Origin of the sequence: Pseudomonas lini, assembly GCF_001042905.1 — a bacterium.
In the GTDB taxonomy this organism is placed as follows: Bacteria; Pseudomonadota; Gammaproteobacteria; order Pseudomonadales; family Pseudomonadaceae; genus Aquipseudomonas; species Aquipseudomonas lini.
Map to the genome: position 1 here is coordinate 270,796 of NZ_JYLB01000004.1, position 25,225 is coordinate 296,020.

The 25,225-nt window shown below is 59.5% G+C and carries 22 protein-coding genes; 11 read left to right on the forward strand and 11 right to left on the reverse strand.

The window, feature by feature from the left end; genetic code table 11:
- Position 1: 1 nt before the first annotated feature.
- From TU81_RS13480 to groL, 3 genes are all read left to right on the forward strand, one after another.
- A complete protein-coding gene (locus tag TU81_RS13480) occupies positions 2-478 on the forward strand; it encodes an FxsA family protein (protein ID WP_048395571.1) in 477 nt (158 codons plus the stop codon).
- 247 nt (positions 479-725) lie between these two features.
- Positions 726-1,019, forward strand: a complete 294-nt coding sequence (locus tag TU81_RS13485; RefSeq protein WP_007898444.1) for a co-chaperone GroES — start codon at positions 726-728, stop codon at positions 1,017-1,019.
- Between the two features lie 49 nt (positions 1,020-1,068).
- Positions 1,069-2,712, forward strand: a complete 1,644-nt coding sequence (gene groL / locus TU81_RS13490) for a chaperonin GroEL (RefSeq protein WP_008155543.1) — start codon at positions 1,069-1,071, stop codon at positions 2,710-2,712.
- A 203-nt stretch (positions 2,713-2,915) separates the two neighbouring features.
- On the opposite strand, the gene TU81_RS13495 is transcribed toward groL, so the two are convergent.
- On the reverse strand, positions 2,916-3,659 hold the full coding sequence (locus TU81_RS13495; protein ID WP_048395575.1) for a phosphatase PAP2 family protein: 744 nt from the start codon (positions 3,657-3,659) through the stop codon (positions 2,916-2,918).
- Positions 3,660-3,877: 218 nt separating this feature from the next.
- Here TU81_RS13495 and colR point away from each other — a divergent pair, with 218 nt between their 5' ends.
- From colR to TU81_RS29580, 5 genes are all read left to right on the forward strand, one after another.
- Positions 3,878-4,561 (forward strand): two-component system response regulator ColR, encoded by a 684-nt coding sequence (colR, locus tag TU81_RS13500; protein ID WP_008069526.1) that lies wholly within the window; start codon positions 3,878-3,880, stop codon positions 4,559-4,561.
- Positions 4,551-5,831 carry a sensor histidine kinase gene (locus tag TU81_RS13505; RefSeq protein WP_048395578.1) on the forward strand — a complete coding sequence of 427 codons (1,281 nt, stop codon included), beginning with the start codon at positions 4,551-4,553 and terminating at the stop codon, positions 5,829-5,831. The genes colR and TU81_RS13505 overlap by 11 nt, the downstream gene beginning before the upstream one ends.
- A 146-nt stretch (positions 5,832-5,977) precedes the next feature.
- Positions 5,978-6,646, forward strand: a complete 669-nt coding sequence (locus TU81_RS13510) for a class I SAM-dependent methyltransferase (RefSeq protein ID WP_038981889.1) — start codon at positions 5,978-5,980, stop codon at positions 6,644-6,646.
- A 4-nt stretch (positions 6,647-6,650) separates the two neighbouring features.
- Positions 6,651-7,364 carry a lipopolysaccharide kinase InaA family protein gene (locus TU81_RS13515; protein WP_038981890.1) on the forward strand — a complete coding sequence of 238 codons (714 nt, stop codon included), beginning with the start codon at positions 6,651-6,653 and terminating at the stop codon, positions 7,362-7,364.
- A 2-nt stretch (positions 7,365-7,366) separates the two neighbouring features.
- Positions 7,367-7,594, forward strand: coding sequence for a hypothetical protein (locus TU81_RS29580; RefSeq protein WP_080772094.1), 228 nt, complete (start codon positions 7,367-7,369; stop codon positions 7,592-7,594).
- A gap of 205 nt (positions 7,595-7,799) precedes the next feature.
- On the opposite strand, the gene TU81_RS13520 is transcribed toward TU81_RS29580, so the two are convergent.
- From TU81_RS13520 to TU81_RS13565, 10 genes are all read right to left on the reverse strand, one after another.
- The gene (locus tag TU81_RS13520) at positions 7,800-10,826 is read right to left on the reverse strand and encodes a multidrug efflux RND transporter permease subunit (protein ID WP_048395579.1); all 3,027 of its coding nucleotides are present in this window, start codon (positions 10,824-10,826) and stop codon (positions 7,800-7,802) included.
- A 13-nt stretch (positions 10,827-10,839) separates the two neighbouring features.
- A complete protein-coding gene (locus tag TU81_RS13525; protein ID WP_038981892.1) occupies positions 10,840-11,988 on the reverse strand; it encodes an efflux RND transporter periplasmic adaptor subunit in 1,149 nt (382 codons plus the stop codon).
- A 206-nt stretch (positions 11,989-12,194) separates the two neighbouring features.
- Positions 12,195-13,292: a DUF1513 domain-containing protein gene (locus TU81_RS13530; protein WP_048395580.1), complete on the reverse strand. Its 1,098-nt coding sequence runs from the start codon at positions 13,290-13,292 to the stop codon at positions 12,195-12,197.
- 14 nt (positions 13,293-13,306) lie between these two features.
- Entirely contained in the window at positions 13,307-14,371 is a 1,065-nt protein-coding gene (locus TU81_RS13535; RefSeq protein WP_038981894.1) for an imelysin family protein, read from the reverse strand.
- Between the two features lie 27 nt (positions 14,372-14,398).
- Entirely contained in the window at positions 14,399-15,826 is a 1,428-nt protein-coding gene (locus tag TU81_RS13540) for a di-heme oxidoreductase family protein (RefSeq protein ID WP_048395582.1), read from the reverse strand.
- A gap of 326 nt (positions 15,827-16,152) precedes the next feature.
- Positions 16,153-17,496, reverse strand: a complete 1,344-nt coding sequence (locus tag TU81_RS13545; RefSeq protein ID WP_038981896.1) for an imelysin family protein — start codon at positions 17,494-17,496, stop codon at positions 16,153-16,155.
- 208 nt (positions 17,497-17,704) lie between these two features.
- Positions 17,705-19,753, reverse strand: a complete 2,049-nt coding sequence (locus TU81_RS13550) for a putative bifunctional diguanylate cyclase/phosphodiesterase (RefSeq protein WP_038981897.1) — start codon at positions 19,751-19,753, stop codon at positions 17,705-17,707.
- 590 nt (positions 19,754-20,343) lie between these two features.
- The gene (locus TU81_RS13555; RefSeq protein WP_007898423.1) at positions 20,344-20,940 is read right to left on the reverse strand and encodes a superoxide dismutase; all 597 of its coding nucleotides are present in this window, start codon (positions 20,938-20,940) and stop codon (positions 20,344-20,346) included.
- 176 nt (positions 20,941-21,116) lie between these two features.
- Complete coding sequence (locus tag TU81_RS13560) at positions 21,117-21,719, reverse strand: LysE/ArgO family amino acid transporter (protein WP_038981898.1); 603 nt, start codon at positions 21,717-21,719, stop codon at positions 21,117-21,119.
- A 5-nt stretch (positions 21,720-21,724) separates the two neighbouring features.
- Positions 21,725-22,126, reverse strand: a complete 402-nt coding sequence (locus TU81_RS13565) for an ACT domain-containing protein (RefSeq protein WP_038981899.1) — start codon at positions 22,124-22,126, stop codon at positions 21,725-21,727.
- Between the two features lie 96 nt (positions 22,127-22,222).
- Between TU81_RS13565 and TU81_RS13570 the strand changes: the two genes are divergently transcribed.
- From TU81_RS13570 to TU81_RS13580, 3 genes are all read left to right on the forward strand, one after another.
- Complete coding sequence (locus TU81_RS13570) at positions 22,223-23,116, forward strand: LysR family transcriptional regulator ArgP (protein WP_048395587.1); 894 nt, start codon at positions 22,223-22,225, stop codon at positions 23,114-23,116.
- Between the two features lie 75 nt (positions 23,117-23,191).
- Entirely contained in the window at positions 23,192-24,184 is a 993-nt protein-coding gene (locus TU81_RS13575) for an NAD-dependent epimerase/dehydratase family protein (RefSeq protein WP_048395589.1), read from the forward strand.
- 116 nt (positions 24,185-24,300) lie between these two features.
- Positions 24,301-25,167 carry a coiled-coil domain-containing protein gene (locus TU81_RS13580; RefSeq protein ID WP_173667520.1) on the forward strand — a complete coding sequence of 289 codons (867 nt, stop codon included), beginning with the start codon at positions 24,301-24,303 and terminating at the stop codon, positions 25,165-25,167.
- The last annotated feature ends 58 nt before the right edge of the window (positions 25,168-25,225 follow it).

Here is a 25,225-nt window from a genome sequence, read left to right on the forward strand (position 1 = left end):
GATGCGCCCTTTTTTATTGCTCTTTGTACTGTTCCCGGTGTTGGAGCTGTTCGTATTCGTCAAGGTCAGCGGGGCGATCGGGTTTTTCCCGGCCCTGCTGCTGATCATTCTCGGCTCGATGCTCGGCGTGTTCGTGCTGCGTATCGCCGGTCTGGCTACTGCGCTGCGCGCCCGTGAAAGCCTGAGCCGCGGCGAGCTGCCGGCTCAGACCATGCTCGAAGGCCTGATGCTGGCCCTGGCGGGTGGTTTGTTGATCCTGCCGGGCTTCGTCACCGACGTGCTGGGTCTGATCATGTTGCTGCCGATCTCTCGTCGACTGCTGGCCAACAAAATGCGCCTGCGTGCCGAGGAACAAGCGATGCGTCAGCGTGCGTTCGCCGATGACCTTCAGCCACGGGGCGGTCCTGCTCCGCAGCAGCCACTGGGCCGTGAGCCCAATGTGATCGAAGGCGAGTTCGAACACCGCGACTCTAAGTAACACTTCCATCGATACGGCACCTTCGGGTGCCGTGTTCGTTTTCAGGGCGTAGAGGTAAAAATTTTTCGCTCCCCGCCCTTGAAATAAGCTTGTACGCCCTTATGTAACGGTCACCGCAAGGTTTCTGGCAATTGCGCCAGACAGACTTCCGCGGTTCGCTTGACGAACCGCACCCGGCTCCGCCGGATTTGTTAAACCCGCCGGGACTACACCGGCCGATGAAAACCACAATTAGGAGAGATCGACAATGAAGCTTCGTCCTCTGCATGACCGCGTCGTCGTCCGTCGCAGCGAAGAAGAAAAGAAAACCGCTGGCGGTATCGTCCTGCCAGGTTCGGCTGCTGAAAAGCCAAACCAGGGTGAAGTCCTCGCTGTAGGCCCAGGCAAAGCACTGGACAACGGTGAAGTGCGTGCGCTGGCCGTGAAAGTGGGTGACAAGGTTGTGTTCGGCCCTTACTCCGGCAGCAACACTGTGAAAGTTGACGGCGAAGACCTGCTGGTAATTGGCGAGAGCGAAATCCTCGCCGTTATCGAAGGCTGATTCCCCGCTCATTTTCCCGCTACTACAAAGTATTTAAGGAATATCGATCATGGCTGCTAAAGAAGTTAAATTCGGCGATTCCGCCCGCAAGAAAATGCTCGCCGGTGTCAACGTCCTGGCTGACGCAGTAAAAGCGACCCTGGGCCCTAAAGGCCGTAACGTGATCATCGAGAAGAGCTTCGGCGCTCCGACCATCACCAAGGACGGCGTGTCCGTTGCCAAAGAAATCGAGCTGAAAGATCGCTTCGAAAACATGGGCGCGCAGCTGGTCAAAGACGTTGCCTCCCGTGCCAACGATGACGCAGGCGACGGCACCACCACCGCTACCGTTCTGGCTCAATCGATCGTCAACGAAGGCCTGAAAGCCGTCGCTGCCGGCATGAACCCGATGGACCTGAAGCGCGGCATCGACAAAGCGACCATCGCTATCGTCAAAGAGCTGAAAGCCCTGTCCAAGCCTTGCGCTGACACCAAGGCCATCGCTCAGGTCGGCACCATCTCGGCCAACTCCGACAGCTCCATCGGCGACATCATTGCCGAAGCCATGGAAAAAGTCGGTAAAGAAGGCGTGATCACCGTTGAAGAAGGCTCGGGCCTGGAAAACGAACTGTCGGTTGTTGAAGGCATGCAGTTCGACCGTGGCTACCTGTCCCCGTACTTCGTCAACAAGCCAGAGACCATGACTGCCGAGCTGGACGGTCCGCTGATCCTGCTGGTCGACAAAAAGATCTCCAACATCCGCGAAATGTTGCCAGTACTGGAAGCCGTTGCCAAAGCCGGCCGTCCGCTGCTGATCGTTGCCGAAGACGTTGAAGGCGAAGCCCTGGCGACTCTGGTTGTGAACAACATGCGTGGCATCGTTAAAGTCGCAGCCGTCAAGGCTCCAGGCTTCGGCGACCGTCGCAAGGCAATGCTGCAGGACATCGCTGTTCTGACTGGCGGTACCGTTATCTCCGAAGAGATCGGTCTGAGCCTGGAAAGCACTACCCTGGAACACCTGGGTAATGCCAAGCGCGTGATCCTGTCCAAAGAAAACACCACCGTGATCGACGGTGCCGGCGTTGAGGCTGATATCCAGGCTCGCGTTCTGCAGATCCGTCAGCAAGTGGCTGATACTTCGTCCGACTACGACCGTGAAAAACTGCAAGAGCGTCTGGCCAAACTGTCCGGCGGCGTTGCAGTGATCAAGGTTGGCGCTGGTTCCGAAGTTGAAATGAAAGAGAAGAAAGCCCGCGTTGAAGACGCCCTGCACGCTACCCGTGCAGCCGTTGAAGAAGGCGTGGTACCTGGCGGCGGCGTGGCACTGGTTCGCGCCCTGCAGGCTATCTCCGAGCTGAAAGGCGACAACGATGACCAGAACGTTGGCATCCAGTTGCTGCGTCGCGCTGTTGAAGCGCCACTGCGCCAGATCGTTGCCAACTCCGGCGACGAGCCAAGCGTAGTAGTCGACAAGGTCAAGCAGGGTTCGGGTAACTACGGTTACAACGCTGCTACCGGCGAATACGGCGACATGATCGAAATGGGTATCCTGGACCCGGCTAAAGTGACTCGTTCGGCTCTGCAAGCGGCTTCGTCGATTGCCAGCCTGATGATCACCACCGAAGCCATGATCGCCGAGATCAAGGAAGACGGCCCAGCTGGCGGCGGCATGCCAGACATGGGTGGTATGGGTGGCATGGGCGGCATGATGTAAGCCAGCCTTACCCCGTACATAAAAACCCCGTCTGCGTTGAGCAGGCGGGGTTTTTTATTGCCCGGAGTTTGTCCCGATCATGGGATCTACATCGGCCCCCTGTGGGAGCGGGCTTGCTCGCGAAAGCGGTCTGACATTCAACATCTTCGGTGAATGTTAAGCCGCCTTCGCGAGCAAGCCCGCTCCCACATTGGAATTGTGTTTCAGGTACTGACTGGTTGTGCCTTGGTGACTAGCTCAGCCTTGGAAGCTGGTCGATAAAGAATGTAGTAATACGCCCCCAAACAAATCAGCCAGCAGAAAATCGCCGTCCACACATTGTGCGAAAAGAAGTGCGCCCCCTGCATCATCCTGCTGAGGGAAAACACCGAGCCCAACGTGAAGGCCAGGACAAACGCCTTGCGCGCCAGGCGCGGACGACGGTCGCGCAGGACGAAGAACAGCGCAAACAACGTGAAGCCAGTCGCCGCATGACCGCCAGGCCAGCAGCGGCCCGGCTTGTCGGTGTGCGGGCGAGGGCTGAGCAGTTCGCTGTAGGTTTCGTGCCCGCCGAATTGCTCCAGGCTCCATGGGCATTGCACCGCCGTCACCGCTTTGACCGGGGTGACAAACGAGGTTGCCAGTGCCAGAGACAACACCAGGCAACCCAGTTCACGTTTGAACGGTTTGAGCCTTTCCATGAAAAAGGAGCCGATGAAGCCCAGGATGGCGAACACCGAAAAGGCGATGACCACTTGCTTGGCCCGGTCATGCAGGATGTTTTCCAGGAAGTAACTGTGCCGTCCGATGAACTCGCCTGCCACCGGGTCATAGAAACGCTTGGCAAGGTCCATGTCCAGGGACGTCAGTTCGAGCAGCAGCAGGGTGATCGCCGCAATGGCGGGCAATCCCAGGAATAGCCAGGCATTCATTGGCCTGGAAGCGGGGCGGGCAGCGGTCGAAGCCATGGCAATTCCTTGGTGAGTAAAATGTTCTGAAGAGCGCAACCGCGGGGAGTCTGTACACGCCCCTGTCGTCAGCCTGTGAATCGATGGTGAAAAAGTTGTTAAGGCCGTTTCAGGTTTTTTTTGTCGGATTTACCCCTGCACGCCACCCTATCCCTGAGCCACACTTGGCCTTAAGCTGCGCGCCAAGACAGCCGTTACTGTGTACGGAGGAGGTGCCGATGCGAATTCTATTGGTTGAAGACAACCGCGATATCCTGGCCAATCTGGCCGATTATCTTGGGCTCAAGGGTTACACCGTGGATTGTGCGCAGGACGGTTTGTCGGGCCTGCACCTGGCCGCCACCGAGCATTACGATTTGATCGTGCTCGACATCATGCTGCCCGGCATCGACGGCTACACCCTGTGCAAACGCCTGCGCGAAGACGCTCGCCGTGACACGCCAGTGATCATGCTTACTGCGCGCGATCAACTGGATGACCGTTTGCAAGGCTTCAAGTCTGGTGCCGACGATTACCTGATCAAACCCTTTGCCCTGTCTGAACTGGCCGCGCGGATAGAGGCGGTCATGCGCCGTGCCCAAGGGGGCGGTCGCCGAGCCTTGCAAGTCGGTGATCTGAGCTACGACCTCGATACCCTGGAAGTGACGCGCGAAGGCCGTCTGCTGAAACTCAATCCGGTGGGCCTGAAGTTGCTGGCCGTGTTGATGCAGAAAAGCCCTCATGTGTTACGCCGCGAGGTTCTCGAAGAGGCCCTGTGGGGCGATGATTGCCCGGACAGCGACAGCCTGCGTAGCCACGTCCATCAACTGCGTCAGGTGATCGACAAGCCTTTCGACAAGCCCTTGTTGCACACGGTGCATGGCGTCGGTTATCGCTTGGCCGAGGGCCGTGATGGAGTTTAAACAGAGCCTTGCTCAACGGATCATCATCGCCTTTGCGTTGATGAGTGCACTGGTGGCGGGAGCCTTCGCCATGGGTATTGTGGCGACCGTGCACCTGGTGGAAGAAAAGCTTATTTCGGCAGGTCTGGGCGGCGATTTGCAACGCCTGTTGCTGATGGACAGCGTGTCGGACTGGAGCCACCGTCCCGAGCCGGACCAGCTGTTCTATTTCAGCGGTGGGCCGGGCGACTTTGAATTGCCCAAGGATTTGCGGCACCTGGACTCAGGCTTTCATGAGGTCTTTCGCGAGCAGCTGTCGTATCACGCAATGGTCGAAATCGTCGACGGTCGGCGTTACGTGCTGTTGCAGGACCAGAGCGATTTCGAAGAGCGCGAGCGGGTGCTGTTTGCCGTGGTGCTGGTGGGTTTCGTCCTGAGCCTGGCATTGGCGGTATTTCTTGGCTGGGTGTTGGCGCGCAAGGTCATGGCGCCGGTGGTGCGACTGGCCCGTCAGGTGCGTCATCGCGATCAGTTGCTGGGCCTGGCGCCGCCGCTGGCGCCGGATTATGCCGCCGATGAAGTGGGCGAACTGGCCGTGGCCTTCGACGCTACCCTGGGGCGCTTGCGTCAGGCGTTGACCCGTGAGCGATTGTTCACCAGTGATGTCAGCCACGAACTGCGCACACCGTTGATGGTGTTGGCCAGTTCCTGTGAGCTGTTGCTGGAAAACCCCGGTATCGATCAGCGCGGCCGTGCTCAGGTCGAGCGAATCGCTCGTGCGTGCGCTGAGATGCGCGAGCTGGTGCAAACCTTCCTCATGCTGGCTCGTGCTCAACATGAAGACGCCAGCATGGCCCCCCAGCAGACCCTGAGCCAGGTAGCTGACGGGCTGCTCTCTCAATGGCGCGAGCCGATCGAAGCCAAGGGTCTGACGCTGAACTTTGAGCCGGGCAATCCGCCGGACACCCGCTATAACGCGACCCTTTTGCATGCGGTGATGGGCAACCTGTTGCGTAATGCGCTGCATTACACCGAGCACGGTTACATTCGCCTCGCCCTGACGGATACAGGGTTCGTGGTCGAGGACAGTGGTGTCGGCATTCCCGAGGAAAAACGCGAGGCGATGTTCGAGCCTTTCGTGCGCGGCAACGAAAAACGCGGCGAGGGCCTGGGGCTGGGACTGTCGCTGGTGCAGCGGATTTGCGAGAACCAGGGCTGGAACGTCAGCTTGACCAACATGGAACCCAATGGCTGCCGTTTTCAGGTGGAGTTGAGTCTGTCCCGGATCTGATAGGGGCCGAAAAGACCGCATTCGATCCTGTAAAACCTCGTAATAATTCCAGGTTTTACATGACAATTTTTTCACAAAGGCACGACCTGACGCTGACGCAGCGCTACCTAAGGTGGTAGTCATCAGACGTTCAGGAGACTGCAGTGATGGCTGGCCCGATCAAACTCGATTTTTCCGAAAAGTACGACGATCAACACGCACGAGAATATCTGCTCAAGCATCAGGATGGCCTCAGTCGCAAACTGTCCCATTGGCGTGACGAGCAACTGGCACGCAAGGCTCTGACTCTGGTTGGTGAACCGGGGCTGGTTCTCGATCTTCCGTGTGGCGCGGGGCGTTTCTGGCCATTGCTGGCGGAAAAACACAACCGTGTCATCATTGGAGCCGACAACTCGGAGTCCATGTTGAAGATTGCCATGCGGGCGCAACCCGCTGACGTCGTAAAACGGGTACAACCCTTGCACACTTCTGCATTCGACATTGCCTTGCCTGATAACGCCGTCGATAGCATTTTCTGCATGCGATTGCTCCATCACATCGGTGAAGCCGAGCATCGCCTGGCCATCCTGAGCGAATTCGAGCGCGTCACCCGTGACAGCGTGATTGTTTCGTTGTGGGTGGACGGCAATTTCAAAGCCTGGAAACGCAAACGCCTTGAGCAGACGCGTGAGCAGGAAAGTTACCAAAATCGATTTGTGTTACCGGCTGCCACGGTTGAAAAAGAATTCGAGCAGGCGGGTTTCCGTATCCAGGAGCAACTGGACTTTTTACCGCTCTACGCCATGTGGCGGGTCTATGTATTACGCAAGAGGTAACAAGATGGCAGTGCAGTGTGCAGCACAAACGGAAGTTGCTTCTCAGGACCGCTTTGACTACTTCTGGAACCTGCGCGGTGAATGGGTAGAAGAACCCAATGTCCGTCGTGGTGGAGAAAGTGGCGTGCAGCGCGTCATGGGCAGTGATGGACAGCTGCTCTACACCAAGCGTCAAACCGGGCATATCTATCGCAGCGGGTTACACCCGTTCGGCCGGCCAACAGTATTGCGCGAGCGCGATGCGCTCATTGGCCTGCGCCTGCTCGACGTTAGTGTTCCGGAAATCGTTTTCTGTGGGGCACAGCGTGATCCCGTGCATAAATGGCGCGCATTGCTGGTTACCAAGTCCCTGGATGGCTTCGAAGAAATCGAACACTGGTACGCGGGTGGCGGTCGGGAGCGTTACGGTGAGGCGGTGCATGATCGCGTATTGAAGGAGCTGGCCGACAACCTGGTCCGCATGCACAAGGGCCGTTGGCAGCACAGCTGCCTCTACATCAAGCACGTATTCGTGCGGGTAACCGGCGAGGGCGAGTCAGCCAAGGTCGAAATTGCCTTGATCGATCTGGAGAAATGTCGGCAGCGTTTGACCGCTCGTCAAGCGGCGACCCATGACCTGAAACAACTGCGTCGCCACTCGTCGTTCCGCGATACGGACTGGGAAAAACTCGTCTATTTTTATAAGACGGCGTTTGGCAGCGCTATCAAAGGCTTATAACAATGAAACTCGAAATTGCACGAGGTTTGTTTTTAGCCGGAGCCTTGGCAGTTACTTCATTGGCGGTGGCAGCGTGGGAGCAGCCCCGCACGCAAGTCCTCAGCTCCGTGCACGGTGACGCGCATTGTCCGTTGCCCCGGGTTGCCAAAGCACCCGTGGCTACTCAACCCGATCATGACTTGTTACTGTTCATGTTCGGACTCTCTCAGGGACTGAGGCCACAAAGTTGAACAGATTGAAGCCCAAATAAAAGGCCTCGCAAATGCGAGGCCTTTTGCTTTTTGACGTCGATCGTTCCCACGCTCTGCGTGGGAATGCCTCTACGGACGCTCCGCGTTCGGCTTTGGATGGGACGCGGAGCGTCCCGGCCTGCATTCCCACGCAGAGCGTGGGAACGATCGTGTAGGAACTGCCGAAGGCTGCGATCTTTTGACGTCAAGGTTTATCGGGTTTGGCCAGCAACGTGTAGATGCACGGCAACACGAACAAGGTGAACAGCGTCCCGATCGACATCCCCGTCGCGATCACCGTGCCGATGTCGAACCGGCTGACCGCTCCCGCGCCCGTGGCGATGATCAACGGCACCATGCCGAACACCATCGCCGCCGTGGTCATCAACACGGGACGCAGACGAATGGCCGCCGCTTCCTCCACCGCTTCGCGAGGCGACAAGCCCTTCTCCTTGCGTAGCTGGTTGGCGAACTCGACGATCAGAATCCCGTGCTTGCTGATCAGCCCGATCAACGTCACCAATCCCACTTGGGTATAGATGTTCATGCTCGACCAGCCAAGGAATAACGGGATCAACGCGCCACAGATCGACAGCGGCACGGTGACCAGAATCACCAATGGGTCGCGGAAGCTTTCGAACTGGGCCGCCAGCACCAGGAAGATGATCGCCAGCGCCAAGGCAAAGGTGACCCACAGCGCGCTGCCTTCCTGAACGTATTGCCGTGACGCACCGGCATAGTCGACGGCATAACCCGCCGGCGCCTCCTCCCGGGCGATCTGGCGCACGGTGTCGATGGCTTCACCCATGCTGACCAGCGGGACCCCGGAAAGAATCGCCGAGTTGAGTTGCTGGAACTGGTTCAACTGGCGCGGGCGCGCCCGGTCGGTCACGGTGATCAGGGTCGATAGGGGCAGCAATTCGCCCTTGGTGTTCTTGACGTAATAATGGTTCAGCCAGTCGGGGTTATCCCGGAAGGGCCGTTCCACCTGTGCAATGACTTTGTAGCTGCGACCTTCGATGGTGAAACGGTTGATCTCCGCTTCACCCAGCAACGTCGCGAGGGTGCCGCCCAGGTCTTGCATCGACACACCCATCTGTGCGGCCTTGGCGCGATCGATATCCACCACGACTTCGGGTTTGTCGAAGGCCAGGTCGACGTCGACAAAGGCAAACTTGCCGGACTCCATCGCTCTTTTTTTCACCCGGTCCGTCACTTCCAGCAATGACTCATAGCTGTTGGCCGAGTTGATCACGAATTGAAACGGCAAGCCTTCACCCGTGCCCGGCAGGGAAGGCAGGTTGAAGCCGAAGATTTGCAAGCCCGGAATGCTCTCCAGTTTGGCCTGGACCTCGGGCAGGATCTGCATTTGGGTCCGGTCGCGTTCGTTCCAGGGTTTGAGCAGGAAGCCGCCGATCCCCGATTGCACGCCATTGAAGCCGTTGATCTGGAACGAGGAGTAGTACTCGGGGAACTCCTTGAAAATCGCGAGGAACTCGTCGGTGTAGGTGTTCAGGTAGTCGAGGTTGGCTGGTTGCGGGGCATTGGCCATCATGAATATGACGCCCTGGTCCTCGTTCGGCGCCAGTTCCGACTGGGTGAATTTGAGCAGGACCGGAATCAGGCACAGCACGATCACCGCGAACACCAGCACCACCGGCCGGGTGTTGAGGGTGCCATGAAGCACACTCTGGTAACGGCGCTTGAGGCCTTCGAAGATCACGTCCAGGCGATGGGCAAGGCCGCTGGGGTTTTCATCGTGGCGCAGCAGCAGGGCGCACATCATCGGCGACAGCGTCAGGGCTACGACGCCGGAAATCACCACCGCCCCGGCCAGGGTCAGGGCGAACTCCTTGAATAGCGCTCCCGTCAGGCCGGTCAGGAAGCCGATCGGCGCATAGACCGCCGCCAGGGTAATGGTCATCGACACCACCGGCATGGCGATTTCCGCAGCGCCTTCAAGCGCGGCATCCAGCGGTGTCTTGCCTTCTTCAATGTGCCGATGGATGTTTTCCACCACCACAATGGCGTCGTCCACCACCAGCCCGATGGCCAATACCATCGCCAGCAAAGTCAGCAGGTTGATCGAGTAGCCCATCATCTGCATGAAGAACATCACGCCGATCATCGACAGCGGAATGGTGACCACCGGGATCACCACCGAACGCAGGGCGCCGAGGAACAGGAACACCACCACGATCACGATCAGCACCGCTTCGAACAGGGTTTTCACCACTTCGTCGATGGAGGCCTGGATAAACAGCGTGGCGTCGTAGGCGATTTCACCTTTCAGGTTCGGCGGCAGCTGGGCTTCCAGCTCCGGCATGATCTTGCGCACTTCCCTGATCACGTCCAGCGGGTTGGCGCCGGGCGTGGCCTTGATGCCGATGTACACCGAGGGCGTGCCGCCGAAGGAACTGATGGTGTTGTAGTTCTCTGCGCCCATCTCGACCCGCGCCACGTCCCGCAGCAGTACGCGGCTGTCGCCCTCGACCTTGAGCGGGACCGCGCCAAAGGCCTCGGCGGATTTGAGTTCGGTGTTGGCGTTGATGCTGGTGACCACGTACTCGCCTTTCACTTCGCCGGCGGCGGAGAGGAAGTTGTATTGGCGCACGGCGTTGGTCACGTCGCTGGCGCTCAGGCCGAAACCGGCGAGTTTCACCGGGTCCAGCCACAGGCGCATGGCGAATACCTGATTACCGAGAATCTCGGCTTCGGCCATGCCCGGCAAGGTCGCCAGTTTCGGCTGGATGACCCGTGACAGGTAATCAGTGATCTGCGGATTGCTCAGCTCGTCGCTGAAGAAGCTGATGTACATCAGCGCCGAGGCGTCGGCGGCTTCCTTGCTCAGCACCGGGTCTTCGGCATCCTGGGGCAGCTGGTTCTTCACCTCGTTGGCCTTGGCCAACAGTTCAGTGAACAAACGGTCGCTGTTGGAACCGATGCGCGCGTAGATCGAGATCACCGAGAAGTTCTGGCGACTGACCGAGGTCATGTAGTCGATGCCCTCGGCGCTGGCCAGGCTCTGCTGCATCGGTTGGGTGATGTAACCCTGGATGGTTTCGGCGTTGGCCCCGGGGTAAGCGGTGGTCACCGTGATCAGGGCGTTTTCCATTTGCGGGTATTGGCGCAGCGGCAACTTGCTCCAGGCCTGGAAGCCCAGCAGCACAATCAACAGGCTGACCACGGTGGCGAGCACCGGGCGGCGGATGAACGGATCGGTAAAAGCCATGGGGATTCCTTGATCAGTCAGCGCGCGGCTGACTGCTCTTCTCGGCTAGGGTCTTGTCGTCGCTGATGGCAATGTGTGCGCCGTGGTCCAGTTTGATCTGGCCCCCCGTGACCACTTTTTCGCCGTTCTGCACGCCTTTGGTGATCATGACCATCCCGTCGCGGCGTTCGCCGGTTTCGACGAAGCGTCGTTCGGCGATCAGAATCGGTTCGCCCTTGTCGTCTTTTTCGAGGCTGCCGTCTTCGGCCTTTTTCTGCGCGACGACGTACAGCGAGTTGCCATAAAGGGTGTAGGTGATCGCGTTTTCCGGCACGACGATGCGTGGCTGCGGATCAGGCAACATCACCTGCAGGCTGGCGAACATCCCCGGCAACAGTTTGCCATCGGGGTTGGCCAGGGTAGCGCGCACCAGCACGTTGCGGGTGCTGCTCTCGACCTTCGGGTTGATTGCACTGATGGTCCCGGGGAAACTCTGCGTCGGGTAGGCCGAGACGATGACCTGTACCGGTTGGCCGAGTGCGATTTTCGGCACCGATTGCTCGGGCACGAAGAAGTCGACGTAGAGGCTGCTGATATCTTGCAGGGTGGCGATCATCGTGCCGCTGGCCACGTAGTCGCCGACGTCTACCTGACGAATGCCGATGGTCCCGCTGAACGGGGCGAGGATACGTTTTCTCTCCAGTGCCGCCTTGAGCTGATTGACCGTGGCACGGCTCTTTTGCAACACCGCCGAGAGTCGGTCGAACTCGCCTTTGGAAATAGCCTGGCTGCCCACCAATTGGCTGCCGCGTCCGTAATCCAGTTGCGCCAATCCCAGGTCGGCTTGAGCGGTTGCCAGCAGGGCAGTTTCAACGGCGGTGTCGAGTTGCAGGATCGGCTGACCGGCCTTGACCTTCTGCCCGGACTCGAATTGCACCTCTTTGACAGTGCCGGCGATCTCCAGGCTCAGGTCGACCCCTTGCAGCGCCGTGAGGGTGCCGACCGTTGGCAAACGGCTTTGCCACGGACGTTCGGTGGCGGTGGCCACGGCGACGCTTATCGGCGGTTTCGGCGCGGAGAAGCCTTGCATCATCGTGTAGATAGAGAAGGCTTTGTAACCGGCCAGGACCAGCACGATTAGCAGAACAACACCCAACATGATCAGCATGCGGCGACGCAGCATATATCCAGTTCCTTGGAGAAAATCAGGTGAGACAGGCGGGAACATTACTCCGAGTGCGAGGGGGATTCCAACTGGCAGTTATTACAGAATGACGCAAACCCTGTAGGAGCGAAGCTTGCTCGCGAAAGCGGTGTGTCAGCCAACTAATGTACTGACTGATACACCGCTTTCGCGAGCAAGCTTCGCTCCTACAAGGGAGGATGAAGTCAGATCAGATGAAGATGGTTGTCCCAGAGCCCCGCAGGCAACTCCAGAGGTTTTGCAACCAGGGTTGTCTGGCGACAATCGTAGTACCGGCATCGTCCTTGACCGGAGGTCACGACAAAACCATCGGCCACGGCCCCGACACCGGCGCAATCTGGAAGTGGCGCGTCCAGGCGTACTTCACCGCTGTCCAGGTCCCAGATAAAAAAGCGGTTGCCCCGCGGCGCGGTCAAGGCGACCAGACGCAGTTCGCTGTGCACGGCGACGCTGGCGGTGTAATGCCCCATGGCCTGCAACTGATGCTCGGGCACCGGGAACGCCACGAACGGTTGTCCGGGACGCTTGATCGCCAACAGCTCCGATGACTCGTGGGCAGCGCCCATGAACTGCTGGCCGGCGACGATGGTGCCATCGCTGGCGACGCCCAAATGCCGCACGCTGTTCATCTGCTGGGCCAGTGTTTCCTTGCTCAACAAAGTGCCGTCGCGCTGCATCAGCACCAGGCTCGGCTCCATCGCGTTGAGGTTCATCTCGACCCGGCTTTCGGCCTCGGTGCGAATGCCGCCGTTGGCGACAATCAACGTCTCGCCATCGGGCATCCACGACACCTGATGCGGACCGACACCGTGGGTGGAAAGCTCGCCGCTGTGCACCAGTCGCTCACCTTCGAACTTATACACACCGAGCAGGCCTCGGCCCGGGTCGGACGTGTCGTTCTCGGTGGCGTACAACCAGTCGCCGCTGTGGTGAATCACTGCGTGACCGTAGAAGTGCCGGTTCGGCCGCGAGACCACGGTTTGCAGCAACGTGCCGTCGCGCAGGTCGATCAGGTAGCTTTCGGTGCCCGGACGCCGAGCGACGAACAGCGCTATCGGCAGCGTCGGGTGGTTGATGATGTCGTGGCAACGCTGGCCGACCTGGGTGGCAAACACCCGGGTACCGTCCAGCCGATAACCGACGGCGTAATGCTTGCCGTCACCATCGTCCCGCGCCGAGAGCAGTAGCGGGCTTTTGTCCTTTTGCTTGAACAGCGTCCAGCCGCCCAGTGTCACCGCACCCAGCAGCAAACTCCCTAACGTCAGAGCCTGGCGTCGCAGCATGGCACTTGCCCTCATCAGTCACCGTCGTTGGCGTTGAAGCCCAGTTGGATGCCCAGCGCCTTGGCCAGCTCGCCTTCGTGCAGGCGATGGACAACGTTGAGGCTGTCGTAGATCGCGTTGAGCTGCTGGCGCCCGGCATCGTTGGTGAGCATGTCGGTCAGCGAGCGCTGGTTGCTGGCGAACAGTTTCAGAGACGCTTCGTAGGCCGCGTCGATCTTGTCGGCCAAGGGTTTCTGCTCGCTCGGCAACAGACCGCGCAGGCCTTTGTTGTCGACACCGACCCAGACGGTTTGCGCCGCGCTCAGGCTCGCTTGCAGGCCTTGCAGCGACGATTGGCTGCGCCAGGCATCGGCCTGGAACGGCTGTGGCGTGCCCTTGCTCTGACGGCCCATCGGCGTGCCGAGTTTTTTCTTCAGGGAGTCCAGCGCCGTCACTTGCACGCGCAACAGATCGGCGATCGCCTCGTGGGAGTCGGCGTAGCGCTGGTTCGGGAATTTGCTCATCTGCGCGAGCATGCCGTCGTTGGTGTTCCAGCGCGACAGGATCTCTTCAGCCAGTTGCTTCTGACGTTCGCCAATGGCGGTCAGCAGCGGGCAGTATTTGGCTTTCTGCGCGCTGTCAGCCATGTCGATCTTGCTGTCGAACAGGATGTACTCATAGGCCGAGAGGCCTTGTACCACAACGCTGGATTTGGTCAGGGCGGCGGCATCGATCTGCGGTTGCGCGGTGACCAGTTGCTCGACCTGACGGCCCACGAGGTTTTTCTTGTCCGGCCAGAACTGCACTTGCCACGAACGGTTGCCCTCGGCCAACGGCCCGATCAGCAGCGGTTGCAACTCGGCCCAGGCTTTCTGCGCGTGCAGGAAGTCGGCGCGGGCGGTGTCCAGGGTTTCCTTGCCTTGGCAGAACGCCAGGGCGCTGACCGCCAATTGACGGTCGGCTTCGACCCAGCGGCTGTAGGTCGGCAGGATGACTTGCTTGGCAATGGCCGCCGACGTGACCGCTTGCGGATCCTGGGGCGAACAGGCGCCCAGGGCGAGGGCGGCAAGGCTGGTGAACAACAATTTGGGACGGAACATGTCGGGCTCCCGCTGAAGGAAAACGTATTAAAGAGAATTCAAAAACGCCAGCAACGCCGCGCGCTGCTCGGCATTGAAAGACAAAACCTGTTGCTGCGCCGCCTTTGCCTCGCCGCCATGCCAGAGCACGGCTTCGAGCAGGTTACGGGCGCGGCCGTCATGCAAAAACTGGGTGTGGCCGCTGACCGCCTGTGTCAGGCCGATGCCCCACAACGGCGGCGTGCGCCAGTCGCGGCCGCTGGCCTGGAATTCGCTGCGGTTGTCGGCCAGGCCATCGCCCATGTCATGCAGCAGCAGGTCGCTGTAAGGGCGAATCACTTGATTGGCCAATTCAGGTTCCGCGGCGTTGGCGGCGGTGGTGTATTGAGGGGTGTGGCAGGATTGGCATCCCGCCTGGGAAAACAGATTCTTGCCGGCCAGCACCTCAGGCGCGCCGACATCGCGACGGGCCGGTACCGCGAGGTTACGGCTGTAGAACAGCACCAGACGCAGGATGTTATCGCTGACTTCCGGCTCACCATCCGGGCCATTGCCGTTGGGTGCCTGCTTGCAAGCGGTTTGCGCGTCGGTGCAGTCATCAACGGTTCTCAGGCTGGTTGTGAGACCCATGTCTCCAGAGAACGCGTGAACGTTTTGTTGATTGAGGTTCGGTTGCCCGGCCTTCCAGCCAAATCGCCCGAGGACGGTTTTCTGCTGCGCGTCGTCCCAGACCCGGTTCGGTCGTCCGGCGATGCCGTTTTTCTCCCGCGCCTGAGCCTCGGCGTTAGCCAGGATGGCCTCGTCGGGGATCGCCTCAAGCAAGCCCAGGCCAATCATCGGCGGTGCGATGCGCGCCGAGAAGCGCGTGTCGGGGTGCATCGGGCCATAGCCGAGTTGAGTGATCTGCAGGGTCGGCTTACGCAACTCGATTTCGCTGCCGTCCTTGAAGCGTATCGGGACCGCTGTGTAATCGACACGTACCTTGCCTTCCGGGACGACGCCGGGCACCGACATGTCCTGGAACTGCCCGCCGTAGACCGGCTCTGGCACCACGCCCAGTTGTTCGATGATCTTGGCGTAGGCCGGCGCATCAGGAATCGACAGACGCACCAGCATCGACACCGCATTCGGCGCATCGGGCGCGGGCGGGTGACCGCGCCCGTCCTTGATGTGGCAGTTCTGGCAGGCGTTGGTATTGAACAACGGACCAAGGCCATCGCGGGCGGTGGTGGTCGACGGCGCAATCACCCAAGGGCTGCGAAAGAAACTGTTGCCGACGCTGAAATCAACGCGCCGTGACGGCGGCAGGTTGGCGGACGGCAGGGAAAATGAATTCTGATCGGTCTTGCGCACCGTCGCACTGCCGCCGGAGCGGGCTTCACCGGGTTCGGCCTGGGTAAAACGCGGGGCGTCATCGCAGGCACTCAGGCCCAGGGCCAGCAACAGTGCAGACAAGCGAAGAGGCAGCGAGGGCATCGGACATCCTGCAAGACGAGCAAAACAAGGGCGCAAAGTCTAACAGGGCAGGGGAGTTTGAATAAGAGGAATTATCGTTTGGTTGATGTGGGGCAGGGTTTCACTTGAGACCGAGTCGCGGCCATCGCGGGCAAGCCACGCTCCCACAGGTTCAGTGCAAGCCCCTGTGGGAGCGGGCTTGCTCGCGAAAGCGGATTTACATTCAACATCGATGTTGGCTGACAGTCCGCCTTCGCGAGCAAGCCCGCTCCCACATTTTGATCTGCGTTCGGGCTAACAGAAAGGCGACCCGAAGGTCGCCTTTCTGTTCATTCAGCCAGCGTTGATCAGAACTCGTGATCAGCGTTGTCCGGGTTCAGGTCGCTGATGCCCAGTTTGCCGGCGGCCGCTTCGATCGAACCGGTCTGCTTGACCAGCGAGGCGATGGCGTCGCGCACGATCTGGTTGCCAGCAGTGTTGCCCGCAGCGATCAGTTGATCGTAGTGCTCACCCTTGTTGGCGTGATCGACCATGACCTGAAGCTTGGCTTCGGTGGCGGCCAGGTCGGCTTTCAGCGCGGTGTCGGCAGCCGGATCGGCTTTGGCGACCAGCGACGACAGGCTGGCGCCAGTCATTTTGCTGCCGTCTACGCGGGTGTATTCGCCCAGGTACACGTTACGCACGCCTTTGGCGTCGTAGAAGTGCGAGTTGTGGGTGTTGTCGCTGAAGCAATCCTGTTCGTCTTCCGGGGAGTTGGCTTCCAGGGAAACCTTCATGCGCTCGCCCGCCAATTCGCCCAAGGACAGGCTGCCCATGCCGAACAGCATTTTGCGCAGGCCGGTTTCAGCCGGTTCCGCTTCCAGGGTGGCGCGGTAGTTGTCGGCCACGTTCGGCTTCCAGTTACCGACCATTTCTTGCAGGTCGTTGACCAACAGTTGGGTCACGGATTTCAGGTAAGCACGGCGACGATCATTGTGACCGCCGGTAGCGCCTTTGCCTTCCAGGAAGTCGGTAGCTGGACGGTTGCCGGCGCCAGGGCCGGTGCCGTTCAGGTCCTGGCCCCAGAGCAGGAATTCGATGGCGTGGTAGCCGGTGGCGACGTTGGCCTCGGAACCGCCCAGCTCGTTCAGGCTGGCGAGTTTTTCCGGGGTGATGTCTTTCACGTCGACCTTGTCTTCGCCGACCTGAACTTTAGTGTTGGCGATGATGTTGGCGGTGGCGCCCGGGTTACCCAGTGCGTGTTCGTAGGATTTGTCGACGTAGTCGATCAGGCCTTCGTCCAGTGGCCAGGCGTTCACCTGACCTTCCCAGTCGTCGATGATGGTGTTGCCGAAGCGGAACACTTCGCTCTGCAGGTAAGGCACGCGGGCCGCGACCCAGGCAGCCTTGGCGGCTTTCAGGGTGTCGGCGTTCGGCTTGGCGAGGAATGCGTCGACGGCGGTTTGCAGGGTTTTCGCGGTGGATTCGGCATCGCTGTAAACGGCGAAGACGATGTCGGCGTAGTGCGCAACCACAGCCTTGGCGGCGGCTTCATCAATTTTACCGGTAGCAGCAGGCGCAGCCGGGGCAGAGGTGCTGGCGGCCGGGGTCGGCGCTTGTGGAGCGGCAGCCTTGTCTTTGCCTTCGCCGCAACCGGCGAGGGAAATAGCGATGGCCAGCAGACTGGCGGTGGCCAGAGGCATACGAATCATGGCGAACATCCTGCTTCGGTGATTGATGGACGCGCGTGGAGGGCGCGCAAAACTGCGACATAATGCAAATCTTTCGCATTATGTGTAAAGGGTTGTGCTTGTAAATATTTCTTATTCACGGGGACACGTGAGGTAGATCAAAAGATCGCAGCCTCGTTTCACTCGGCAGCTCCTACAGAGTGAAACGAGGCTGCGATCTTTTGATCTTCTACAAAATAACCGCGTTACTGCGCTGCGCCTGTTTCAGATAGACACTTAATTCCCGTGCCGGCAGCGGTTTGCTGTAGTGATAACCCTGACCTTCGTGGCAGCCTTCGGAGATGATGTAGGCCTCTTGCTCGGCAGTTTCCACACCCTCGGCAATCACCTGCATGCCCAGGCTCTTGCCCAGCTGGATGATGGCGCGAACGATGGTCGCATCGTCGTCGTCATCAAGCAGATCCTGAACGAAGCTCTTGTCGATCTTGATCTTGTCCAGCGGCAGGCTTTTCAAATAGCTCAGTGATGAATAACCGGTGCCGAAGTCGTCAATGGCGATCAGCGCGCCGGAGCGACGCAGGCTCAACAAATGCTGGGCGGCGGTGCTGATGTCTTCCATCAGGCCGGTTTCGGTGACTTCCAGTTCCAGGCTGCGCGGTGGCAAGCGGTACATCTGCAACAGGTTGTTGACCACCCGCGGCAACTCGGCGTGGTGCAATTGCACGGTGGACAGGTTCACCGCCATGCGCAGGTCGAAACCCTGATCGTGCCATTCGCGCAATTGTTTACAGGCCTGATCCAGCACCCATTCGCCGATGGCGATGATGGTGCCGTTCTGCTCGGCCAGCGGGATAAACAGGTCCGGCGGCACCAGCCCGTGTTCGGGATGCTGCCAGCGAATCAACGCCTCGACGCCCACCACGCGATGATCGCGATAGCTGATCTGCGGTTGATAAACGAGGTAGAACTGGTCGCGGATCAAGGCATCGCGCAGGTCTTTTTCCAACTCGCGGCGCCGACGCATTTCCGTGTCGACGCTGGCGATATAGAACTGATAGCGATTGCGCGAGCGAGTCTTGGCCAGGGTCATGGTCTGCTCGGCTTTTTGCAGCAACTTCTCGGTGCTGTCACCGTCCTCGGGGAACAGGGTGATGCCGATGGTGGCGCGCAGGCGGATTTCCTGATGGTCGAGGGCGAACGCCGCTTCCAGATCATCAAGAATGCTTTGGGCCAGTTCGGCCGCTTCATAGGGTTGTTCGATGTCGGCCTGGACCAGTGCGAACTGGTCGCCACCCAAACGGGCGAGGGCGCCGAGGCGACCGCTGTGAGCCCGCAGGCGATCGGCCAGGGCCAGCAGCAACTGGTCGCCGGTCTGATAGCTGAACTGTTCGTTGATGCCTTTGAAGTCATCGAGCCCGACACACAGCACCGCAACCCGACGCTGCAATTTGCCAGCGTCGACGAGGATTTTGTCCAGTTGTTGCTGCAATTGCTGGCGGTTCGGCAAACCGGTGAGGAAGTCGTACTGGGCCATGCGCAGCAGGCTGTTTTCCGCTTCGTGGCGCAGGTGAGTGTTGCGTTCGATGGATTCGAGCAACTGGTTGGCAGTGTTGATCCAGACGCCCAGCTCGTTTCTCTCATGACCCTTGAGCTGCGGAATCTTGTGGGCGCTGGGCCGGTCCGGGTTGATTTCGGTCAGGTGCTCGATAATCCGCGACAGCGGTTTGGTCAGCAGCCAGTGATAGACCAGATACAGCACCAAAGCCATGGCCAGGGCGCGCAATACACCAGAGATGAAGATGATCACCGAGCTGACGATGAATCCCTTGCCGTAGGTGGCCGTGTCGAGGGTAATGCTCAGGTCGCCGTAGTACTCGCTGTAGGGGCCGCGGCCCACCAGTTGGGTGGTGAAGGTGCGTTCGTTGCCGAGGATCAGGTCAGTCAGCCAGCGGCTGTTGGAGTGCTGCAGTTCACGGGTTTTTTGCGCAAGCATGGCTTCGTTAGGATGGCCGATGGAGGCCATGCGCACGGCATCGTCCTGAAACAGGCCTTCGATCACCTGCATGCCCATTTCCCGGTCCAGGCTGTAGACGGCCTGGGTCGAGGGGTCGCGGAACATGTCGAGGATGCGCTGGGCATCGCTGGCTACGGCCTGACGTGTTTTATAGGCATCGAAAACGATCTGCGCGCAGCTCAAGACTACGCCGACGATCAATGCCGACAGGAGCACGACCCGGAGCAACTTCACCGACAAGCTGTTCTTGAGTTCCAGCTTCAAAGGGTTATTCCTTGTTCCGTGCGGGTAGCGTCAAGTTGCCATGAGTATTGGCAATCCCGTGATGTCAGTCAAAGGGACATTCCAACCCAGGTGATTTTGCCGGTAGCTTGGCCGATATGCTGTTGTTTTGAGTATTTGCCCTATTAGTACTGTGTCGGTTGTTGGGGGCCTCAACTTGAGGGGAGCGGGACAATTTTTCCTTGTGGTTGATGTTAGACCGCTGCGATGTGAGGGCAAGAGGGCGAATGCCACTCGTGTTGTGGGAAAGCGCCCTCCTACTGTAGGAGCGAGGCTTGCCCCCGAAGACTGCCTGACAACTGACCCATCCATGACGGACGGCGTAGCTCTCAAATACACCGCAATACTGTGGGAGCGGGCTTGCCCGCGATGACGGCGGCACATCCAACATCCCTGAGCCTGACACACCGCTATCGCGGGCAAGCCCGCTCCCACAGGATTTGTGTCGTACACAGATTTTGTATATGACCGCTCCCCCGAGGCTTGCCCGCGAAGGCGGCTGTAGGGATGTACCCATTTCCCCTGCCCATAAAAAACCCGGCAAAAGCCGGGTTTTTTGACTGGCGTGAAGCTTAAGCGGTGAAGGTTTTGCCTTCGAACTGCTCAGCCACGAACTTCCAGTTGACCAGGTTCCAGAACGCTTCGACGTACTTCGGACGAAGGTTGCGGTAGTCGATGTAGTAAGCGTGTTCCCAGACGTCGCAGGTCAGCAGCGGAGTGTCGCCGCTGGTCAGCGGGTTGCCGGCGCCGATGGTGCTGGCCAGGGCCAGGGAACCGTCAGCCTTTTTCACCAGCCAGCCCCAACCGGAACCGAAGGTGCCGATGGAGGTTTTGCTGAACTCTTCCTTGAACTTGTCGAACGAACCGAAAGCTGCGTTGATGGCATCCGCCAGCGCGCCGGTTGGTTGACCGCCGGCGTTTGGCGCCAGGCAGTTCCAGTAGAAAGTGTGGTTCCAGACCTGAGCGGCGTTGTTGAAGATACCGCCCGAGGAAGTCTTGACGATTTCTTCCAGGGTCTTGCCTTCGAACTCGGTGCCTGGCACCAGGTTGTTCAGGTTCACGACGTAGGTGTTGTGGTGCTTGTCGTGGTGGTATTGCAGAGTTTCCTCTGAAATGTGCGGCTGCAGGGCATCGTGTGCGTAAGGCAGCGGCGGCAATTCGAAAGCCATGATGATTCTCCTAATCAGGTCAGTTGCGGTGAGCGCAAGGCCGATCACGGGCGGCCAGACATGCGCCGGGGAGTTTGTACTCTTTGCGGCGCAGGGATCGGATCATAGCACCGGGGGTGCGGCATAACCACGCAACAACTGTGTGGAATAGAGGTTCCAGAGCCTTTTGGAATAAATCATGAAGCGATGATTAACTGGAACGCTACGGTGAACATCATGACGGCGACCAACAGGTCGAGGATTCGCCAGGTGCTTGGCCGTGCCAGCCATGGTGCGAGCCATGCCGCGCCAAGGGCTAAAGTGAAAAACCACAACAATGACGCACTGGCCGCGCCCACCACATAAGCACCGGGCTCGGTCTGTTGTGCGCCGAGAGAACCGATCAGCAACACGGTGTCCAGATAAACGTGCGGGTTGAGCAGCGTCACCGCCAACGCACTCAGCAGCACCGCCCGCAATGAACGGACCGTCTGATTTTCACCCTGTTGCAGGCTTTGTTTCGAGCAAGCCCGACGCAACGCCAGGCTGCCGTACCACAGCAAAAACGCTGCGCCACCCCAACGGGCGATGGCCAGCAGGGTCGGGTTTTGCGCCAGCACCGTCGCCAGGCCGAACACTCCGGCGGCCACCAGCAACGCATCGCAGGTCACGCAAAGCGCCGCCACCGGCAGGTGATGTTCACGCCGAAGGCTCTGCGCCAACACAAATGCATTCTGGGTGCCGATCGCCATGATCAGCCCCGCGGCCACCAACAGGCCGTTCACATAGCTTTGCCACATACGTATTACTCCGCGTTGGACGCCAGATCCCGCAGTACCTGCAGGGCGCGTTCGGCATCGGCCTGGCCGACGAACAAATGGTCGTGGTAATAGCCGGCGATCACGTTGCAACTGATGCCGGCCTGGCCCAATGCGGTGGCGAACGCGGCGGTCAGACCGACGGCTTCGAGGGCCGAGTGCACGTTCAAGGTGATCCAGGCGGCGACGTAGTCGAAGCTGAAACCGGCCTTTTCAGCGTGGGAACGTTCCAGAATCACCGTCAGGCCTTCCCGCTCGCGAAAGCTGCCGACAATCTCAAGGCCGGCAGGCAGCTTGCCGTCGCGCAATGTGCAAAACACGTATTCGCCGTCGTTGAGTTGCGGGCTCATGCTGCGCAGCAGGGTTGCCAATGACGTTTCGCCAGCCATATCGGTGATCCTTGTTCAAGAGTTCTTGCTGGCCATTCTCCAGTTGAAGGCTGTATAAGAAAAACCAATAGTACTGATCGCCCATTAGGAAAACTGATGTTCGACTACAAATTACTTTCCGCGCTCGCCGCCGTGATCGAACAGGCCGGATTCGAACGCGCCGCGCAGGTGTTGGGTTTGTCCCAATCGGCCATCTCCCAACGGATCAAACTGCTGGAGGCACGCGTCGGCCAACCGGTGCTGGTGCGGGTCACACCTCCGGCGCCGACGGAGATTGGCCGGCGATTGCTTAACCATGTGCAGCAGGTGCGATTGCTTGAGCGCGATCTACAAACGTTGGTCCCGGCGCTGGACGAAGAAGGCCTGCCGGAACGCCTGCGTATCGCGCTGAATGCCGACAGTCTTGCAACTTGGTGGGCCGAGGCGGTGGGCGACTTTTGCGCGGAACAACATCTGTTGCTCGATTTGGTAGTAGAAGACCAGACCGTTGGCCTTAAACGCATGCGCGCAGGCGAAGTGGCGGGGTGTGTCTGCGCCAGTGAACGGCCGGTGGCCGGAGCGCGCAGCGTTCTGTTGGGGGCGATGCGCTACCGTGCGATGGCGAGCCCGGCCTTCATTGCCCGGCATTTTCCCGACGGTGTGCGCGCCGATCAGTTGGCCAAAACCCCAGCCCTGGTGTTTGGCCCGGATGACTTCCTACAGCATCGCTACCTCGCTTCCCTCGGTGTGGACGGCGGTTTCGAACATCATTTATGCCCATCGTCCGAAGGCTTTCTTCGCCTCACGGAAGCAGGGCTTGGCTGGGGCCTGGTGCCTGAGTTGCAGGTGCGCGAGCAACTGGAGCGCGGTCAATTGCAGGAGCTTTTGCCAGATAAGCCGATCGATGTGCCGCTGTACTGGCATCATTGGCGCAATGGCGGTCAGCTGTTGGGGTTACTCACCGATCAATTGGTGCGCTCGTCGAAGCAATGGCTGGTGCCGTTGGACTGACGGGCAGCGTCAAGACCTCACGCCCTACGCAATATGCAAAGCGCAAAACGCAAAACGAAATATTCGGAGCAATTCATGAAGATTCTGGTCACCGGCGCAAGCGGCTTCATTGGCGGACGCTTTGCGCGTTTTGCCCTGGAGCAGGGCCTGGACGTGCGGGTCAACGGTCGCCGGGCCGAAAGTGTCGAGCATCTGGTGCGCCGTGGCGCCGAGTTCATTCAGGGCGACTTGAGCGACCCGCAACTGGCGCGCGACCTGTGTTCAGACGTTGACGCCGTGGTCCATTGCGCCGGCGCTGTCGGTTTGTGGGGGCGGTATCAGGACTTTCATCAAGGCAACGTCGAAGTCACCGAGAACGTGGTCGAGGCCTGTCTGAAACAGCGCGTTCGGCGCCTGGTGCATTTGTCGTCGCCGTCGATCTACTTCGATGGCCGCGATCACCTGGGGTTGACTGAAGAACAGGTGCCCAAGCGCTTCAAACATCCCTATGCCGCGACCAAATACCTGGCCGAGCAAAAAGTCTTCGGTGCGCAGGAATTCGGCCTCGAAACCCTGGCCCTGCGCCCGCGTTTCGTGACGGGCGCCGGCGACATGAGCATTTTCCCCAGGCTGCTGAAAATGCAGCGCAAAGGGCGGTTGGCGATTATCGGCAATGGCCTGAACAAGGTCGATTTCACCAGCGTGCAAAACCTCAATGAAGCGTTGCTCAGCAGCTTGCTGGCCAGCGGTTCGGCCTTGGGCAAGGCCTACAACATCAGCAACGGAGCGCCGGTTCCGTTGTGGGATGTGGTCAATTACGTGATGCGCCAAATGGATGTCCCACAGGTTACCCGTTACCGTTCCTACGGTTTGGCCTACAGCCTTGCCGCGCTCAACGAGGGTGTGTGCAAGCTGTGGCCTGGTCGTCCCGAGCCGACACTGTCGCGGCTGGGCATGCAGGTCATGAACAAAAACTTCACCCTGGACATCAGTCGCGCACGGCATTATCTGGACTACGATCCGAAAGTCAGCCTCTGGACCGCCCTCGATGAATTCTGCGGCTGGTGGAAGGCTCAGGACATTCGCTGACACACAAGGGCGGCCCTGACTGAACCGAGTTCGGGGTTCAGGGTCAACCGGTGCGGCAGCGGGGGTTATACTTCGCCGCATCAAGCCATCACCGCGTTTTACAAAGGTTGACCCTAATGCCCATGCGTAACGATGCCAACGACGACTTCGACGATGTCCCGAGCCTGCGCGCCAACAGTCTCGATGACGATGATTTTCCGACCACCGCTCGCACTTCCGTGCATTCGCGCACCACACCGGTGGTCAAGGTCAAAGGCCCGAGCACCGGCCCTCTGTGGGCATTGGTCGGCGCATTGTTCTTTGCCTTCGCCGGCCTTGCCTGGTGGAGTTTTCAGCAGATCTCGCTGATGGAACAGCAACTGGTGGCGACCCAGGAAAGTTTCGCGCGCATCAGTGAGGAAGCGGCGGGGCGCCTGCAGGACATTTCCGGCAAGGTCGTGGCCAGCCAGTCCAACGTCAATACCGGCAGTGAAGCGTTGAAGCTGCAAATCAAACAGCTCGAAAGCAAACTCCAGGACCAGAGCAAGCAGCTGGAAAGCAAGCTTCAGGACCAGAGCAAACAGCAGCAAGGCGTACTGGGGCAGACCTCTGATCTGGATAAACGCCTGGCGCAAATGACCGCGCAAGCCACCGAACAACAAACCGCCAATGCTCAGTTGCAGGCCCAGGTCAAAGCCCTGAGCGGCGAACTGGCCGCGTTGAAGAACGCGCCGGACGATACCAGCCAATTCGACGCCCAACTCAAAAGCCTGGGCGCTGACATCGTTGCGCTGAAGAAACAAGGCAATCCAAGCGCCGCTATCGAGCGCCTGGAGCAAGACATGATCGTACTCAAAAGCCAACAGGACAACCGCCCGGCCGCCACACCAGGTGGCACCAACACCGCCGAGTTCGACGCCTTCCGCGGCCAGGTCACCCGCAACATCAACACCCTGCAGGCGCAGATCCAGAATCTGCAGCAACAGCTGCGCACCCGGCCTTAATAGTCCGATGCAGTGATGGGGCCTGTGGAGCAATGCCAGTCAGTTAAGCGCAATCCAT